Origin of the sequence: Caldivirga sp. MU80, from assembly GCF_001663375.1 — an archaeon.
Classification (GTDB): domain Archaea; phylum Thermoproteota; class Thermoprotei; order Thermoproteales; family Thermocladiaceae; genus Caldivirga.
In genome coordinates this window covers 1-15,410 of record NZ_LCTF01000044.1, presented here as the reverse complement: position 1 = coordinate 15,410, position 15,410 = coordinate 1, and the positions used below count along the sequence as shown (strand labels likewise).

Sequence of the window (15,410 nt, the reverse complement as noted above, 5' to 3'; positions counted from 1 at the left end):
CTGTTAGGTTTAATGGGTCGATTAGTAGGGTTGTTATAAAGCCCACTGTGTCGAGGAGTTACAGGGAATTGCTCAATGCTGTTCTTTTTGAACGTGTCAAGTACATGGGTAGGGTTGTGGTTAGGGACTACGGTGTTAGAGGCAACCAACTGTGGGTTCGTGGTGAAGTACACATAACAATACCACTAGATGTTTACTACGAGCACATGGCTAAGCATAGGCGAAACAATGGTAGGTTAGTCGGTGGTGTTGACGTTAACTCGGATAGAATCAACCTAGCAATCATTGATGAGGAGGGTGAGCTTAGGGACACCCGCACCTTCTGGTTCAGTGAGGTGACTGCACGGGGCTTTCCTAAGCACAATGCATGGGGCATCATAGGAATGAGGATTCATGAACTGTTAGATTACGCTTACCGCCATGGTGTTAAGACCTTGTTCCTAGAGAACCCAGAGATTCTCGGTAAGCTAAGGCTGATGTGGATTAAGAATGGTGATAGGGGTCATGAGAATTACAACCACAAGGTCTCAGTATTCAGGAATTCGATCATTGAGAGAATAACCCTAAAGACACCACTGTACAGCATAGAAACCAAATACGTAAACCCAAAGGGAACAACGAACTCAGAGGAGCACGACGAGTTAATGAGGAAGTATAGACTGGATAGACACACAGCATCGGCATACCTAATAGCCCTACGGGGCTTAATCACCAACGGTAATAAACACTACAATTAATCATAAAAACTGAAACTGCCCCCAGGCGATGATTACGAAGCCACTGCCCCACTGGAGTGGATAGGCGTGATTGTACCATGGACTCGGTAGCTTTAGGTTCGCAACAACCCTACTCCCATTGATAATAGTTAATATTTTACTGTTAGTGTTGAAGTAATACGTTAAACCATTGCCCGTGAATCCCATCATTAATGTTAGCGGTATCTGCGTGGCTGACCCATTGTTCATATTCACTAGCGCCTGGGTGCCATTTAGGAAATGGGCAACGACTAGGCCATTCCATGCGCTGGTAATGCCGATGATGCCTGGGATGCTTAAAGCCTTCACGACCCTATCGCTTGGTGTTAATTCCTCAAGTATCGTGTTGTTGTATGTGAGTGTTAGCTTAGGCTCATAGACTAGGTACACGTACTCGCCGTCGCTGGCGTAGCTCATTGCATCACCGCTTGTTGTTAGATTAACCACTGGCCCCCAGGTATTGCCGTGTAGTACCGAGGCTTGTAGGAGTATTGTTAGGTTACTGAGGAGGGTCATTAACTCACTGATTGATGTTGCATTGGCTGTCTTGTTTGCAATGGCGAGATTACTGTGGGTTGCTGGTACTCCTGCCCAAATCATCATCAACGAGCCGTTGTCTAACTCAACTAAGAGTGGGCTAGCCTCACCCAGGTCGTTGAAGGCTGGTAGTGGTGCCTTCATTTCCGCAGTCCCATTGAATGCTAGCCCCTTGATGATGGACACACCGCTTGGTGCTTGCCCTGTGTAGTAAATGTACGCTAGCCCATTGTAGCTGGTTATTGAGTACCCGTAGCCAAAGCTTGTATTGTTAGTTATAATGGTGACCCAACTATTAGCCGGACTGGCATTAACTATTAGAGCGGTAGTTAAGGTGAACATCATAGTTAATACTGTAAACAGCAGCCATGATTCAGCCGCTCTCATATGAGATCTAGTATTACACTAGAGGATATTTAAGCGTTACTGATGAAAAATAGGAACTAATTAAATATCGTAGGTAGATTTCATGTAAGCCGATACAATGTTCATAAGTTACCTAATACTATTACCTTAAATGACTTAAGCCCTGGAGAGCTTCCCTGAGGGTAATGGGAAGTTTTAAGCTTAATGAATGCTACTACGTGGCTCAATCACCTTAAGTAACCTAATTGTAGATGGGACCCATAAGGTTACCTTACGTTGGTTGAGGTGGTTAACGCATTGGCGTATCTACTCATATGAATGTTAAGCCTTTGCATTAGTTATATAGTTACTATTAGCCTTGTGGCCTTACCTTGGTTAGTTCCCTAGCCAGTGTAACTAGGTCTTGGGCTACTTCAACAGCGTTGGCCCCGAAGACGTAGGTTATTGGTTCAATGCCGTAGCCCCCCATGTCGACCACTACCTTAGGCCTAGCCCGTATGTAGGATTCGGACACCCTGTTTACTATCTCATGTTCACTTGGCTTGCTTGACCCACCCACCTTAACCATGCCCCACCCCAATGCCTTGACGGCCTCCTCAACGTCACTCCCCCACCTCACTGAGGCCACTGCCCTTGTGGATGGGTCACTGTTGGTTACCTTTATGAGTATCATGGCCAGGTGTTCACTGGCCCCGTAGGCGGGTGGGTTCCATGCCTTAACCCTACCCCCAACCTTATCTATCCTACCTGGCACGGCAACCACGTCATTGGGGTCCCTTGGCCTTGGGGTGGCTTCAGCTATGTTCATTAGGACCCCCGGCACCAGTAGTGAGACCTCTGGGTTAGCTTCAAGTACCCTGACAGCCTCCTCTACATCCATTAGGACGGCATCCCTAGGTGTTGTTAGTATTGCGCATACACTGCAGGTGTTTGGTATGTCCTGTTTAACCAGTCTGTGGGCATTGCATAGCCTTAGGCTTGCCAGGTCCATTAGGAGCGTGTTCATTAGGTACCTTGAGGCGTCGTCAAACCTACCATCAAGTATCATCCTAACCACCGCATTACTAACAGCATCAACTAGAGCCAGCACGCCAAGCTTCCTAGCCCTATCAATGTAGTAATCGTACTGGTTCATTAGCCTATTCACCATTGGTTGAGTAACCCCAAGCACCTTAGCTATCCTAGACTGGGAGTAGCCGTTATCGGACAGTTCCTTAGCCACCCTAGCCTTAATGAGGGGCAGTACCTCGTCAACCAGGAATTCAAGCCCCAGGTTAAGCATTCTGGTCAATCGGGTTCGCTGTGTTAAACTTAATAATGGTTACTGGTTATGGGGGTTTGATTTAAAAGCCCTAGGTGGCGTCAGGCATAATGTATGGTGGCTACAGGAGGGGGCCTGTTAAGCTTTACCTAATGCCAGTTATCTTAACAATCCTAGTGCTTGTAGGCGTCTACGCAATCAGCATAACAGTGGTTACATTAAGGCACCCGGTAAACTCAACCACCATAATGTACACCACTCTGGTCTCCTGGAGCATTAACGAGACGAGGAGCCTTCTCCTTAAGGCTATTGCCGTGTCGCCAGTGCAGGACTACCTTCATGGAATTAACTTAACCACCTTCATGGGCATTAGGGTGATTAACTCCAGTGAGTTGGTGATGGGTAACTTGACTTACTGCTATGCACCGGTGGAGTTATCACTGAATAATGCGTTAATTTGGCTTAAGAACTCGACGGTGTGTGGATACACCATAACGATTAACATCTTTAACACGACTTACTACAGTGGCGTTTACCTGGTTTACATGAGGGTCTACAGGGGCGGAGTGGAGTTGGGTTCAGTGACCTATAGGTATGTTGTACCTGAGTTAAGCGTTAGGTCACCTCAGGTCAATGCCTGGTATGTCAACGGCACCGTTGTCCTAACCATGGATGCCTGGTACTACCTTATTGTTAACGAGCCTGAGCAGTTGGTTAATGCGAGTGGGCGTCAACTTTACCCACATGCCTCACTATCCCTCTGGCTATTCATGGTGCCTAAAAGGAACTGCCCATCATACTGCGCAATTAACTACACCAGTTGAGTACGCCACCCTCCAGCCCCCTTTACGCCACTGGCATCGCAACAGTTGAAATAACTTGCCAGAATCGGTGTCGTAACTATTCTGTAGAATAATTTAATTGTATAGTTTAATGCTTAGCCATTAGATTTAGATCTTGATGCGTTCACCTGGCTTAACCTTAACCCTATTCATGGCCCCATCCTTAACGTAGGCTAGGGTGCCTCCCTCCCTGGCCTCAGCCATGACCTCGCCGTTGATGTTGACTAGGTTAATTGGGTATGGTGGGAGGGCCTTCTCAACGATGCCGATGACTGCCTTACCGTTGATTAAAGGTGCCAGTATAAGCACTTCAGCCTCCAGTTCACCAAGCTCAACCTTAATTGAGCCATTGGGGTCTATGATGCCCCACTCACCGCTGGTAACCTTGTAGTAGGCGTATTGCCCACTAAGCCTCATGGGCATGCTGCTTAACCTAAACTCCTCACTAATCTTGACACCATCCTTATTAACGTTCATGAAGGCCACGGCAGGGTAACCATTCACGGTGGAGGCTAGCTTAAGCAGCACTGGTTCATTATACGGGTCCCTGAATAACACATCCCTAGTCACCAATGCAGGTTCATCAACCCTAACAACCTCACCATTACTCAGCGTTATCCACCTGATCAAATCAACGTTGGTCCTTTCAGGTTCACGGTCAGTTATGTAAACTGGCCCACCACTGAAGACCCTACTTACGGCTATTAACCTTGCCGATGGGTCGTAGCTGATCCACATGTCGTAGTCCGGGTATCCGAAGTGCGAGTAGAGTAGTGCATTGTATGCACTCCACATTGTGTGTAGCTTGGCGTCAGTCCTCCACATGGGTATGTAGTCTATTGAAATCCTCAAGGCGTTACTAATGGCGTAGTTACTGTAATTGCCCGGTAGCATTGACATGCAGTTCAGTATGTCAATGCCGTTAACTGAACCGGCAAGTTGAAGCGCAAGCTCCACAGCCCTAGCGGCCTCAGCATCATTAGCGAAGCCCCTGTAGAGGTGGTGGATAGACCACTGGTTATCAACCTTAACGAAGTTGAATCCGTAATCCCTAACAACCTTAAGCCAAGCATCATAAAGCCTAAATGCCTCACCCAACTCAGGCTTAGGCACATAACCCCTACTCGTCTTAAACCCATCAGCGTTCAGCGCCCTTATGAACTGCTCAGCCGCCCCATTCCAATAGAGGTTTATGGTGAACCATAGGCCAATGTCCTCAACACCAAGCCCCCTCAACTCCTCCGTGAGCGCCTTGAAGCCGCTTGGGAACTTAGCCTTATTGGGCTCGATACTCCTAATCATGCCGTTGAGGAGGTCCTGCCAACCATCATCAACTATAACCCACCTAACCGGGACACCCCTATCCCTAAGCCCCTTAACAATTCTAACAACGTTGCCATGGCTAAGGTCCTCGCCGAGGAGTGCATTCCAACTGCACCAACCGAGCCCATTCACGAACCTTGGCCTAGCCTTACGAACCCTAACCTTGAAGACGGCCACCTCTGAGGTGGCCTCGACAACCTTAGCCACCGCCTCATAGGGGTCATTAACCGTGGCTACTGACGCAACGTAGCTTAGGCTAATGCTGCTGCTAGGCCTACTCGTGTAAGTCATCACCGTGGGTCCCTTATCAAGCCAGGCGGTTAATTGGCCATTGGATAACGTGAACACGGCAGTGTAGGTGCCGTCGCCGTTGTCGGATAGGGCTAGAACCGTGTATGGGTAGATTTCACCGTAGCCGTTGGCCACCATTGGGTAGGACCAGCAGTCCAGTGGATCAGACTCGGCGATGCCGGTAACCTTAAGTTTAGGTGGGTACTCAGGCTTATCGGGAGGCGGTTCTGACCTAGGCTGCTTACCCTGAGCCACGTAATTGTAGTATCCAAATGCCCTACCTATGAAGGGCCCTGCCAAGCTGAGAAAGGTTAGGCTTAGGGTCCTCTTGGGCTTGGGTAGGTTTAGGGTTATTGAGGCTGGGTACTTGCTCAGGTTCTTTGTTGAATTCAGTGATATGCCGATTAGGGATACGGGACCCTTATTAACAACCTCCAGCACCCCGGAGCCGAAGCCGCATAGGTTAAAGGGGCCTATGGGTGAGTCAACGCTGCAGGTTGAGCCATCGTCAAAACTTATGGTTAGTCTTGAAACTAAGCCACCTTTACTCATTACTGTGACTTGTTGGCGGTTACTTTAAAGCATTACCTAGTTCAAGGCTAAGACTCGGACTCACCCTTACCCATCAATATGCCTAACCACGGGTTATCCCTAATGAAACTGGGTACATCACTGGGGACTTGAACATTAACACCCTGCGTCGCCTGAACCTGCCGCCTCTCCTCAACCCTCTGGGGCGCCCTCTTAAGCTCAGCCAGAGCTTGCATTAACTGGTCAACCTTATCCTCAAGTTCCTTAACCCTAGCCTCAAGGGCCCTGATGCCCCTCTCCAACGCCTCAATCCTCTGGTCGGAGCCCTGCCCCCTTGGCATTGGTGTCTCAATGGGCGTACTCCTCATGACCTCCCTAACCGAGGCCCCATCAACAACCACAACGCCTATGCCCAGCTTCTTAACCAGGGCCCCGTCTATGAAGTTGGCCACGTCAGGTGTTGTAACTATGTAGTACTTGTTGTAGAGGACCCTGTCCTTAGCCATTAGGGCAATCTCCTTGGCCACATCACCCTCGGTGGGTATTTCCAGGTAAAGGCCCCTATACATCACGGTGTTGTTACCCTCCTTACACACCAGGTACTGCTCACCCCTGTCAAGCTCAATGAGCCCATTGTCGCTTATCCACTTCTCCAAAACCTCCATTGCCTTAACCACTGTGAAGTTAACCATTACGTGATGGTAAATGTCTGTAGTTTATTATAAACCTAACCCTCTTAAACAACCTATACCCATAATTTGGCTAGGTCACTTGATGTAAGCACAGGGAAGAAGGCCCTCATGTTCTGGAGGGACCTCTCATGAGCCTCCCTATTACCTGATGATACGGCGTCACTTACTATCACGGGTATGAAGCCTAGGGCATATGCATGCCGGGCACTGGTCTCTACACCGATCTCCGTTGCTATGCCCGTGAAGACAACCGTGGACCTTCCCGAATTCCTAAGCAGTAGCTCGAAGTTCGTACCCACGAAGATGCTCCACGTGTTCTTATCAATAACCAAGTCGCCCTCCTGGGGCTTGACAACAAGCTCCATGTCCTCGGACTTGAAGCCACCCCTCCACTGCATTAGCTTAACCGTCGGGGGTTCGAAGCCCCTTGGGTATGGTGTTATCCTCGTGAAGACTACCGGTACCTTAACCCTCCTGGCGGCTTCAATAACGGTGTTTAGGGCTTTGAGGAACTCATCCCTGTTGAATATTGCATTGTAGAGGGCCCTATGGGCGTCCCAAACCACGAGTACGGAGTTGCTTGGTTTAAGTATGTCCCGTAGGGTTTCCTGACTAATGCTAAGGGCCATACCGATATCGCCAATCCCCCTTAATAAACCCTTCCAACCGTTTAACTGGGTGAACTTCCCTCCATTATAAGCCATTTAATATTGGTAAAAAATATACATATTTGTGGTGAATAATGTTTATTAAGTTTAAGGAAGAATCACCTCTATGTCATCTCAACTGGACCCCATAGCCGTGGCCAGGATGCCGGAGGGCCAAAGGGAGGGCGTGATTAGGAGTGTCTTGCAGGGACTCTTCAACATGAGTCAGGACCAAGCCTTCCAGGCGTTGAGGACGGTCATCTCCACGTTGGCCGAGCGAGCAACGGACCAGGAGTACATCAACTGGTGCTTAACAACTATGAAGGTTCTTGCAACCTACCCAGACAACGTCGTTAAGGCTGGCTTAGCCCTGAGGAGGAGTGTTGTGGCTAGTCTAGATAAGAGGTTGGCTGATAGGGACGCTACAATAATAAGCAGGGTACTTAACATGCTTGACCGGTCGACTAGGGATAAGCTAACGAGGAACATGTCATAGGTTTAAGTGCAGACAACTTACACGCTCAAATAACCACCACGCCTGTTTATGAACCTTAACCTTTTATTCACTGGCCAGTCCAAAACGGGTGTTGGCGGTAGCCTACCTTAGAGTCTCCACTGAGGAGCAGGAGCTTGGTCTCGACGCCCAGCGTGAGGGTATTGTTAGGTTTGCGTCGGCTAGGGGTATTGAGGTTAAGGCATTCTTCATGGACCAAGGCGTCAGCGGTAGTGTGCCAGCCATGGAGAGGAGGGGGTTTAGGGAGGCTGTGGATTACGCGAGGGCGAATGGGGTTAACCTGCTCATAGTGTACAGCCTGGATAGGCTAAGCCGCAGCTTCACGGACCTATTCAACCTACTTAGGCAACTGGACCAGGGGGGGATAGGCGTGGTGAGTGTGCGTGAGGAGTTCCTACAGGACCTAAACCCAATGGTTAGGAGACTGGTCCTAAGCATCCTAGCCTGGGCGGCAGACTACGAACGCTACCTGATTAGGGAGAGGACTAGGGCGGCCTTGAGGACCAGGGGCATTACCAGGGCCACCAGGCTACCAACCTACGTCGAGGAGGTTGTGGCTGAAATGTACAATGGTGGCTCATCGATAAGGGCCATAGCCGGTAAACTGGGCTTAAGCGAGAGACAGGTTAGGAAGATACTGTACACCAGGGGTATCCTCAAGCCACCACTGGGAACCTGCCCAAGATGCTTCCATAGGCTCAAGTGGGATGAGCAGTACAATACCTGGTACTGCCCAAACTGCGGATACCTAAGTGACGCGAAAAGAAGCTGAACTTTCTCCAATCCTCTTCTTTAAGATCTGGTAACGAAGGGTAGCGGTTCTCTCTTAAGGAATGAAAGTGTACGATCCTTAAGAGGGTGCTTGTGAGAGAATTAAAGAATTTACGTCACTGCATGAATTAGCCAATACAGTTAGTTCGCACTCAAGCCTTAAATTTTTTATTTTTAATTTTTGAAGTTTATTTTTTATGATAATTGATGGTAAGAAGATAGAGTTCGTGAAGGCAAATGAGAATTATAGTGAGAAAATTTATAGTTATTACAAGAGCTTAAAGATGACCCAGAGAATTACACAGTGGTGAGGTATCAAGAAGTTAAGCTTGAAGATGTAAAGAGAATAAGATGGGAAGATAACCCCATGTTTTTAGCCCTTGAAGGAAATAGGGTTGTGGGATCATTACAAATTGTAAGGGGAAAATATTTCGGCATAGCTAGGCAAAACCACGTTGGGGAATTGGCGTTTTCAGTATCTAGGGAGTTCAGAGGGAAAGGGCTAATTTACGCTTTATTCTCATACGCTTTAGAGAACGTAAAGTTAAGAATTTTAACAGCATGGGTTGATGAGAGGAATATAAGGTCACAAAAGCTTTTGGAGAAATTAAACTTTACTAAACTAGGTAAAATTGACGAGTTCATGTTCTCATTAAGAGAGGGTATTTACGTTAACTTAATATTTTACGTGGGAAACGCTGATGAAGTGTTAAGGAGAGCAAAAGAGGAATTGAAAAGAAAAGCGAATATTGGTAGTTATTGAGCTTAACTATCGGGTACTGCTTAAACGTAGAGTCTAATGTTCAGTAGTGAATTAAGATTTCGAGCAACGTAGGATAGGCAAATTCCGTGCCACTGAATAGCTCTAATTACCATATTACCTCAATTCCGATCTTATTCGCTACTAGAACTAGATCTTTATCGTCAATGACCTCCTTCCCCACCCTTTAGGGTGGGGTTTCTTGGGGTCTTGGTTGTTACCCCCTCTTTGGGGGTTACTAAAAACCCTAATAGAGCTAGTATTCACAACCCCATCCCACGTAGTGGGGCAACCCCACCCCTAGAAGGAGCGAAGCTTGACCATTATGTCATTATTTAGGCTTCATCTTTATGTATATTAGGCATTCGGGGCCTGATTGCTCTATACCGCCGTTGCTTGCCAGTTCCTTAACGATGTTCAGTGTGCGTTCTATGCCCCTGTGGTGGCTGCCAACCCAGTAGTACCTGCCGCATGACTCGCACTTAAGTAGTGTTGGATTCCTCCTAACCACGTTCATGGGTACCTTGCCGACGGCCTCCATTGAGTTGACCTTAATCAACCTGCCACCACAGATTGGGCAGAGGGAGTTGTCGCCTATGGTTGGTTTAACATTGAGCACCATTACCATTGCCGTCAACCAATGCAGGTGGTTATCGGTTAGCAGTAGGAGGGTGTCCCCGGTGCGCCTACTGTACAGTCCCCTGTCCCTGGTGACTACAAGTCCATCCACGGTTGCCAACTCCTCATCACTGAAGCTTCCACTGTACACCGCCTTAACCCCAATCATCCTTAGCCACCTAGATAACCAACCTAACATGGAGTCCACGTAAACCACCCCAGCGCTCACCCTGCACGGCTTAACAAGGCCTATTACCCTCATTAACTCCACCCCAATGCCTGTGGTGAGGTTAATAACCTACCGCCCAGCTCCTATCCCTAGCGTGATGTGAGGGAGTACGGCTGAGGTTGATGAAGTGGTCCTAAACTGACCACCGCCTTAACCCAATAATGGTTAAGCCCTGTTCACTCAGTGGGGGATGTGTCTTGGCACCTGGGGATATAGTTTATTAAGCCCTCGTGAATTGAAATAACTAATGGGCTCGGTGACCGTGGCCCCGGTGTTCCTGGATATAGTGTTCTCACTGGCCATTGTTATAATAGGCTTTGTGGTTTTCATAGAGTCCCTCAGCGACTACAGGATGGTCTCGGCGGTGAAGAGGATAATATCCAAGAGCATCCCGATAAACCTGGTTAACGTTAGGCAGTACGCCGTTATTCAACTTTACCAGAGGGGCATGGTTAGGGGTTACTTCAAGGTGGCTAATGCTTCGTTGAGGGATCCATCACTGGGCTCAGTGCTTGTGAGTAACGATAAGGTTATGCTTAAGCTTGCTGAGGGCATTAGGCCACCCACGAGCGGCGACATTGATGTGCTGGTTAGCACTAGGGGTAGGTTGGATGAGTACTACATTAGGGGTAGGGTTAGGATTGAGGTGAAGCTGGCTGAGTAGTTACATCCTACTCAACACCGGTATGCCCAGTATCCTCATGGAGTTCTCCAAAACCACCCTAACCCCCTTAACAAGGGCCAGCCTAAACTCCCTAACGCCGGGCTCCGCATTTATGACTGGGTACTTCTCGTAGAAGGTGTTGAACTCTAGTGCCAGCCTATTTATGAAGCTAACGAGGTTCTCCAGTTTAAGGTCCTCGGAGACCTTAAGTAGGGTTTCCGGGAATTCGCCAATCATGAGGAGCAGGTTGCCCTCCTCCTGGCTTAGTGAAGTGGGTACCGTGTACTGCCCTGGCTCAACATCCACGTTGGCCTTGTTTAGTATTGAGTATGCCCTAACGTAGGTGTACTGTATGAAGGGGCCGCTGTTCTGGTTCATGTCAAGGACCCTCCCCCAGTCGAACACTATTTGCTTGCTTGGGGAGACGGAGGCGAAGTAGTACCTAATCGCCCCAACCGCAACCGCCCTGGCAACCTCATCAATGTTCAAGCCACCGCGGCCTGAGGCAATGGCCCTAACCCTCCTAACAGCATCCTCAAGGAGACTATCCACGGTCACCGCCTGCCCCCTGCGGCTGCTCATCTTAACGTCACCCAGGTTAACCATCTCGTAGGCGTAGTGGACTATGCGGGATGCGTCAAAGCCCAGCAGCTTAAGCATTATCCTCAACTGGGCCTGTGGGTGGGTCTGCTCCACGGCAATAACCCTCACCACCATGTCCGGGTTACAGTTGGTTAGGCACCATATCGCGTAGGCCACGTCCCTAGTTAGGTAAAGGGTTGTCCCATCACTCCTATTCAACGTCGCCGGCGGCACGAATTTAGGTAACCTCAACTCATCCCACAGCTTAAGCTCGGCCGCCGCCTTATCAGCCCTAAAAACATAGACCCCATCCTTAAACTCCACGTAGCTGGGCGCCGCCTTAACGAGGTCCATTATGACCCTCTTGGCTAGTCCATTGTAAACCGCCACCTCGGATTCCCAGTCATACTGGTCAAACTTGACGTCGAATTGGTTGAGGGTCTCCTCAAAACCCCTGAGGACTAGGTTAACAGCCTCCCTAACAAGCTCCTTCACGCCTAGTTCACCATCCTCATAGGCCTTAGCCATCCTAGCCACCTCGGAGTTCACGTCAATGCTTGAGAGTGCCTTAACCAGCGAGTCAACGAGTTCCTTATCCTTACTAAGCCAATCCGCTATTACGCTAACCCACTCATCCCTCTCCCTAACCAACTCCCTATACTCCTCCTCACCCTTACCCTCAAGCATCCTGGTTAACCTCTGCACCTCAGCCACGGCGTTGGTCACGGAGTAAACAATCCACATGACCTGGTCAGGTTTTAGACCCAACTCAATACGCCTCCTAACCAGATCCTTAACGTGCCTGTAGCCCAAGGCCAGGTACATGACCTGTATGCCCGTGTCATCCAGGTAGAACCTGGCCGAGACCCTGTGCCCCATGAACCTCAGCAGCCTAACGAGCGAATCACCAAGCACCATGTTCCTGCAGTGGCCTATGTGGAGTGGGTGGAGTGGGTTTGCGCTTGTGTGCTCAACTACAATGTTGAGTGGCTTAACGTCAGGCGACTTACCGTAACTGGGCCCTAACGCGAGGGCTGAGTCTAGGACAAGCTTACCGTAGTTAACCAGGTTGACGTCTGTGTTAAGGAAGCCGTTGATGAACCTTAGGTTGGCCAGGTAGGGTGACTTAACCAAGCTAGTTTTATCATTAACCTCCCTGGCAAGCTCCGGCCTACCCCTAATCAAATCGTGGAGGGGTATTGAAAGGTACCCGAAGCCAGCCCTAGCCCTAATCACCTGCAAATCCCCAGAACCAGTAATCTCCTCCGCAATCCTCCTAAACTCCTTAATCAACGCCCTATACGGGTTATACTCCACAGGGGTTTGCTCACATTAAGTCTAAAAACATTTCCTTAAAGAAGGTTAAGGCCACTTAACCTAGGCCTCGGCGCACTTTACGTCAATGGGGTTCACAGCGCAGTATATCAACTCCTCACGCCCAGGTTCAATCTCATTAACGTACTCGCCGCCTAGGCCGTAGGACTTGACTAATGTGCTTGAGACCACTAGGTTGCCTAAACTCGACTTAACTACGAATAGGTTGTAGTACTTCCTCCTCCTCTCGTTGTTGAGGACTGATTCGTCGTACATCGTCGTTGCGTAGACCTCAACCTGGCTGAGCTTAACCAGCATTAGGCCCATGTTTAGGGCTGACTTAAGCCAACCATTAACCCTCGTTAACTCGGCTAATTCACCAAGCGCACTGCCCAACGTGCCTAGGTCGTCGTATACCCTGGCGATTAATTGGGTGAGGATGTAGGTGTCGTTAAGCTGATCCACCCTAAGGGCTACACCATACCTTCTCCTCAGGTGCTCGTACACCTTCACCTTATCCACGACGCCGTTGTGCACGACGTACAGTTCACCATCATTAACGTGCGCGCTGGCTGGGTGGACCGTTAAGTCGCTGACCACGTTCTTATCCTCAGCGTTAAGCACGTGGGCAACCCCACTATACGTGTCATTGCCATTGAGGGCCCCTACCAATGCCTCAAACCCAGCATCCTTGTATATGGGTTTAGTGGACCTGTATTGAATTAAAACACCATCCTTAGGGTTACCCTTAAGTAGCGCCAAGCCCCAGCCATCACTATGGTTAACAACCCCACTAGGCCCCATTGGGTCAAGCCTAGCGGCCTCCCTAAGCTTAAGTAGAGCGTTCCTAAGCAGGTTGACGTCGTTGACTGATAGGGCGATAAGCCTACACATTGGCACTAACTTAAGCCCTGTATTTTAAAACTATAGTACTACTTTAAAAGGTGGTACTCTTAAACCTGACTATGACTAAGCCTAAGGCTGTTGTCTACGGGTTGGGGCCAATAGGGCAGTTAATAGCTAAAGTCGCCTTGGAGAGGGGGATTGAGCTGGTCGGCGCCATTGACATTGACCCATCTAAGGTTGGTAAGGATGTCGGCGAGTTAATAGGCATTAAGAGTGGCATAGGGGTTAGGGTTGAGGGGGATGCCGATAAGGTGCTTAATGAAACTAAGCCGGATGTTGTACTCCACTCAACGGGCACCTGGCTTGATAAGGTCTACCCCCAGTTGGTTAAGGCGATTAGAGTTGGGGCCGACGTCGTCTCCACATGCGAGACCCTGGCCTGGCCGTGGTACAGGTACCCTGAGTTGGCTGAGCTTCTGGATAACTACGCCAAGGCCCATGGGTCAACGGTGCTTGGCGCAGGTGTTAACCCAGGCTTCGCCCTAGACGTGTTACCCGCAGTGTTAACCGTGACCTTAACCAGGCTTAGCAGGGTTAGGGTTGTCAGGTCCCTTGACGCATCAAGGAGGAGGTACTCCTTCCAGAGGAAGATTGGGCTAGGCATGAGCCTAAGCCAATTTAAGGAGGCGTTGGCTAAGGGTGATATAACGGCCCACGTTGGCTTTGCTGAATCAGTACTGCTAATGGCTAGCATGATGGGTATTAGGCTGGATAGGGTTGAGGAGGGCCAGGAGGCCATAGTGGCCGATAGACACTACGAAACCCAGTACTTTAAGGTTGAGGAGGGGCAGGTTAGGGGTGTGGTTGGGCACGGTAGCGGGTTCGTTGGCAATAATGAGGTTATTAGGGTTGAGTTAAGGGCCTGCATAGCCTGTGAAGACTACGAGGAGGTTACACTGGAGGGTGAACCCACGGTAACCTGGAGGAGCAGTGGTACGCCAGGTGACCCAGCAACAGTGGGGGTTGTGGTTAACCTGGCTAAGAGGATTACCGACGCCAAGCCAGGGTTAATAACATTAAAGGACCTGGTGAACTACTCATACATGGATTAGCCTGTGAAGGGTCGGTTACCCTACAGCCAAGATCGGGTACGCTATGGTCAATACACCCGTATTAACATTTCTAAGCGGAATCCCACTTACAGGTTACTAATCATTAAGTATCTATGGGTAAAAATGCCGATGGAATAACCACCGCTACGGTAGTTGCATCAACTAGCTCCCATGGTCATCACTGGTGGTGGCACCCATGCCTCATGGTTATGGTTACCTAAGGCAGATAAACCTGAGCGCATTACGCATCGTTGCTCGTGTTGTTAAGATGGGTTAAACTTTAATGCATGAAGCTGGGCGCCTTAACATGCTTAAGGTTTGGGATACTGTGGTTGACGGTAGGGAGGCTAAAATCCCCATAAGGATATACTACCCCACTGAGAACAGGATTAAGGGTGTTGTGGTTTATTACCACTGGGGTGGCTTCGTAGCTGGCAGTATTGAGGAGTCTGACGGTGAATGCAGGTTCATAGCAGACAACTGCGGTTGCACGGTCGTGTCCGTTGGCTATAGGCTCGCCCCCAGGTACAGGTTCCCGGCAGCTGTGGTTGACTCCTTTGACGCCTTGAGGTGGGTTTATGAACATGCCGAGGAGCTTGGGGGTGATAAGGGCTCCATATGCGTAATGGGTGTGAGCGCAGGAGGTAACCTGGCAGCTGTAGTGAGCGTACTGGCTAGGGACAGTGGAATTAGGCTTAGGTGCCAGGTCCTTGTGCAACCGGTCATAGGGTTTGATCCGTATTCGGAGTCTGCAA

General features: G+C 49.4%; 15 protein-coding genes and 1 pseudogene. 8 read left to right on the top strand and 8 right to left on the bottom strand.

Translation table 11 applies throughout. From position 1 onward, the window contains the following. Positions 1–737: pseudogene (locus AAX04_RS12190) on the top strand (hypothetical protein); the annotation flags it as partial. Here the strand turns inward: AAX04_RS12190 and AAX04_RS10630 are convergent. Further along, positions 738–1,679 carry a hypothetical protein gene (locus AAX04_RS10630; protein WP_066798096.1) on the bottom strand — a complete coding sequence of 314 codons (942 nt, stop codon included), beginning with the start codon at positions 1,677–1,679 and terminating at the stop codon, positions 738–740. Between the two features lie 331 nt (positions 1,680–2,010). Further along, entirely contained in the window at positions 2,011–2,940 is a 930-nt protein-coding gene (locus AAX04_RS10625) for a thiamine-phosphate synthase family protein (protein ID WP_066798094.1), read from the bottom strand. Positions 2,941–3,029: 89 nt separating this feature from the next. Between AAX04_RS10625 and AAX04_RS10620 the strand changes: the two genes are divergently transcribed. Continuing rightward, on the top strand, positions 3,030–3,743 hold the full coding sequence (locus AAX04_RS10620) for a hypothetical protein (protein WP_066798093.1): 714 nt from the start codon (positions 3,030–3,032) through the stop codon (positions 3,741–3,743). 126 nt (positions 3,744–3,869) lie between these two features. Here the strand turns inward: AAX04_RS10620 and AAX04_RS10615 are convergent, their stop codons facing one another. From AAX04_RS10615 to AAX04_RS10605, 3 genes are read right to left on the bottom strand one after another with little or no spacing between them, the layout of a single operon-like run. Next, positions 3,870–5,927, bottom strand: a complete 2,058-nt coding sequence (locus tag AAX04_RS10615) for a Sip1-related alpha-galactosidase (RefSeq protein ID WP_066798091.1) — start codon at positions 5,925–5,927, stop codon at positions 3,870–3,872. 47 nt (positions 5,928–5,974) lie between these two features. Then, on the bottom strand, positions 5,975–6,598 hold the full coding sequence (locus AAX04_RS10610; RefSeq protein WP_066798089.1) for a hypothetical protein: 624 nt from the start codon (positions 6,596–6,598) through the stop codon (positions 5,975–5,977). A 53-nt stretch (positions 6,599–6,651) separates the two neighbouring features. Continuing rightward, a complete protein-coding gene (locus AAX04_RS10605; RefSeq protein WP_066798100.1) occupies positions 6,652–7,227 on the bottom strand; it encodes a cysteine hydrolase in 576 nt (191 codons plus the stop codon). Between the two features lie 145 nt (positions 7,228–7,372). Here AAX04_RS10605 and AAX04_RS10600 point away from each other — a divergent pair, with 145 nt between their 5' ends. The 3 genes from AAX04_RS10600 to AAX04_RS10590 all read left to right on the top strand — a co-directional run bounded on the left by AAX04_RS10600 (position 7,373) and on the right by AAX04_RS10590 (position 9,293). Further along, on the top strand, positions 7,373–7,741 hold the full coding sequence (locus AAX04_RS10600; protein ID WP_066798087.1) for a hypothetical protein: 369 nt from the start codon (positions 7,373–7,375) through the stop codon (positions 7,739–7,741). A gap of 91 nt (positions 7,742–7,832) precedes the next feature. Further along, positions 7,833–8,531 (top strand): recombinase family protein, encoded by a 699-nt coding sequence (locus AAX04_RS10595; protein ID WP_162270141.1) that lies wholly within the window; start codon positions 7,833–7,835, stop codon positions 8,529–8,531. A 306-nt stretch (positions 8,532–8,837) separates the two neighbouring features. Next, a complete protein-coding gene (locus AAX04_RS10590) occupies positions 8,838–9,293 on the top strand; it encodes a GNAT family N-acetyltransferase (protein WP_202904441.1) in 456 nt (151 codons plus the stop codon). 328 nt (positions 9,294–9,621) lie between these two features. Here AAX04_RS10590 and AAX04_RS10585 read toward each other — a convergent pair whose 3' ends face one another. Further along, entirely contained in the window at positions 9,622–10,170 is a 549-nt protein-coding gene (locus tag AAX04_RS10585; protein ID WP_066798098.1) for a Mut7-C RNAse domain-containing protein, read from the bottom strand. A 214-nt stretch (positions 10,171–10,384) separates the two neighbouring features. Here AAX04_RS10585 and AAX04_RS10580 point away from each other — a divergent pair, with 214 nt between their 5' ends. Beyond that, complete coding sequence (locus AAX04_RS10580; protein ID WP_066798083.1) at positions 10,385–10,801, top strand: hypothetical protein; 417 nt, start codon at positions 10,385–10,387, stop codon at positions 10,799–10,801. Here AAX04_RS10580 and AAX04_RS10575 read toward each other — a convergent pair whose 3' ends face one another. After that, on the bottom strand, positions 10,802–12,700 hold the full coding sequence (locus AAX04_RS10575) for an arginine--tRNA ligase (RefSeq protein ID WP_066798080.1): 1,899 nt from the start codon (positions 12,698–12,700) through the stop codon (positions 10,802–10,804). 60 nt (positions 12,701–12,760) lie between these two features. After that, positions 12,761–13,591 carry a class II glutamine amidotransferase gene (locus AAX04_RS10570; protein WP_066798078.1) on the bottom strand — a complete coding sequence of 277 codons (831 nt, stop codon included), beginning with the start codon at positions 13,589–13,591 and terminating at the stop codon, positions 12,761–12,763. Positions 13,592–13,662: 71 nt separating this feature from the next. Between AAX04_RS10570 and AAX04_RS10565 the strand changes: the two genes are divergently transcribed. Continuing rightward, complete coding sequence (locus tag AAX04_RS10565) at positions 13,663–14,655, top strand: dihydrodipicolinate reductase (RefSeq protein ID WP_066798075.1); 993 nt, start codon at positions 13,663–13,665, stop codon at positions 14,653–14,655. Between the two features lie 307 nt (positions 14,656–14,962). Continuing rightward, on the top strand, positions 14,963–15,410 hold a 448-nt coding region (locus tag AAX04_RS10560; protein WP_162270140.1), incomplete at its 3' end, for an alpha/beta hydrolase.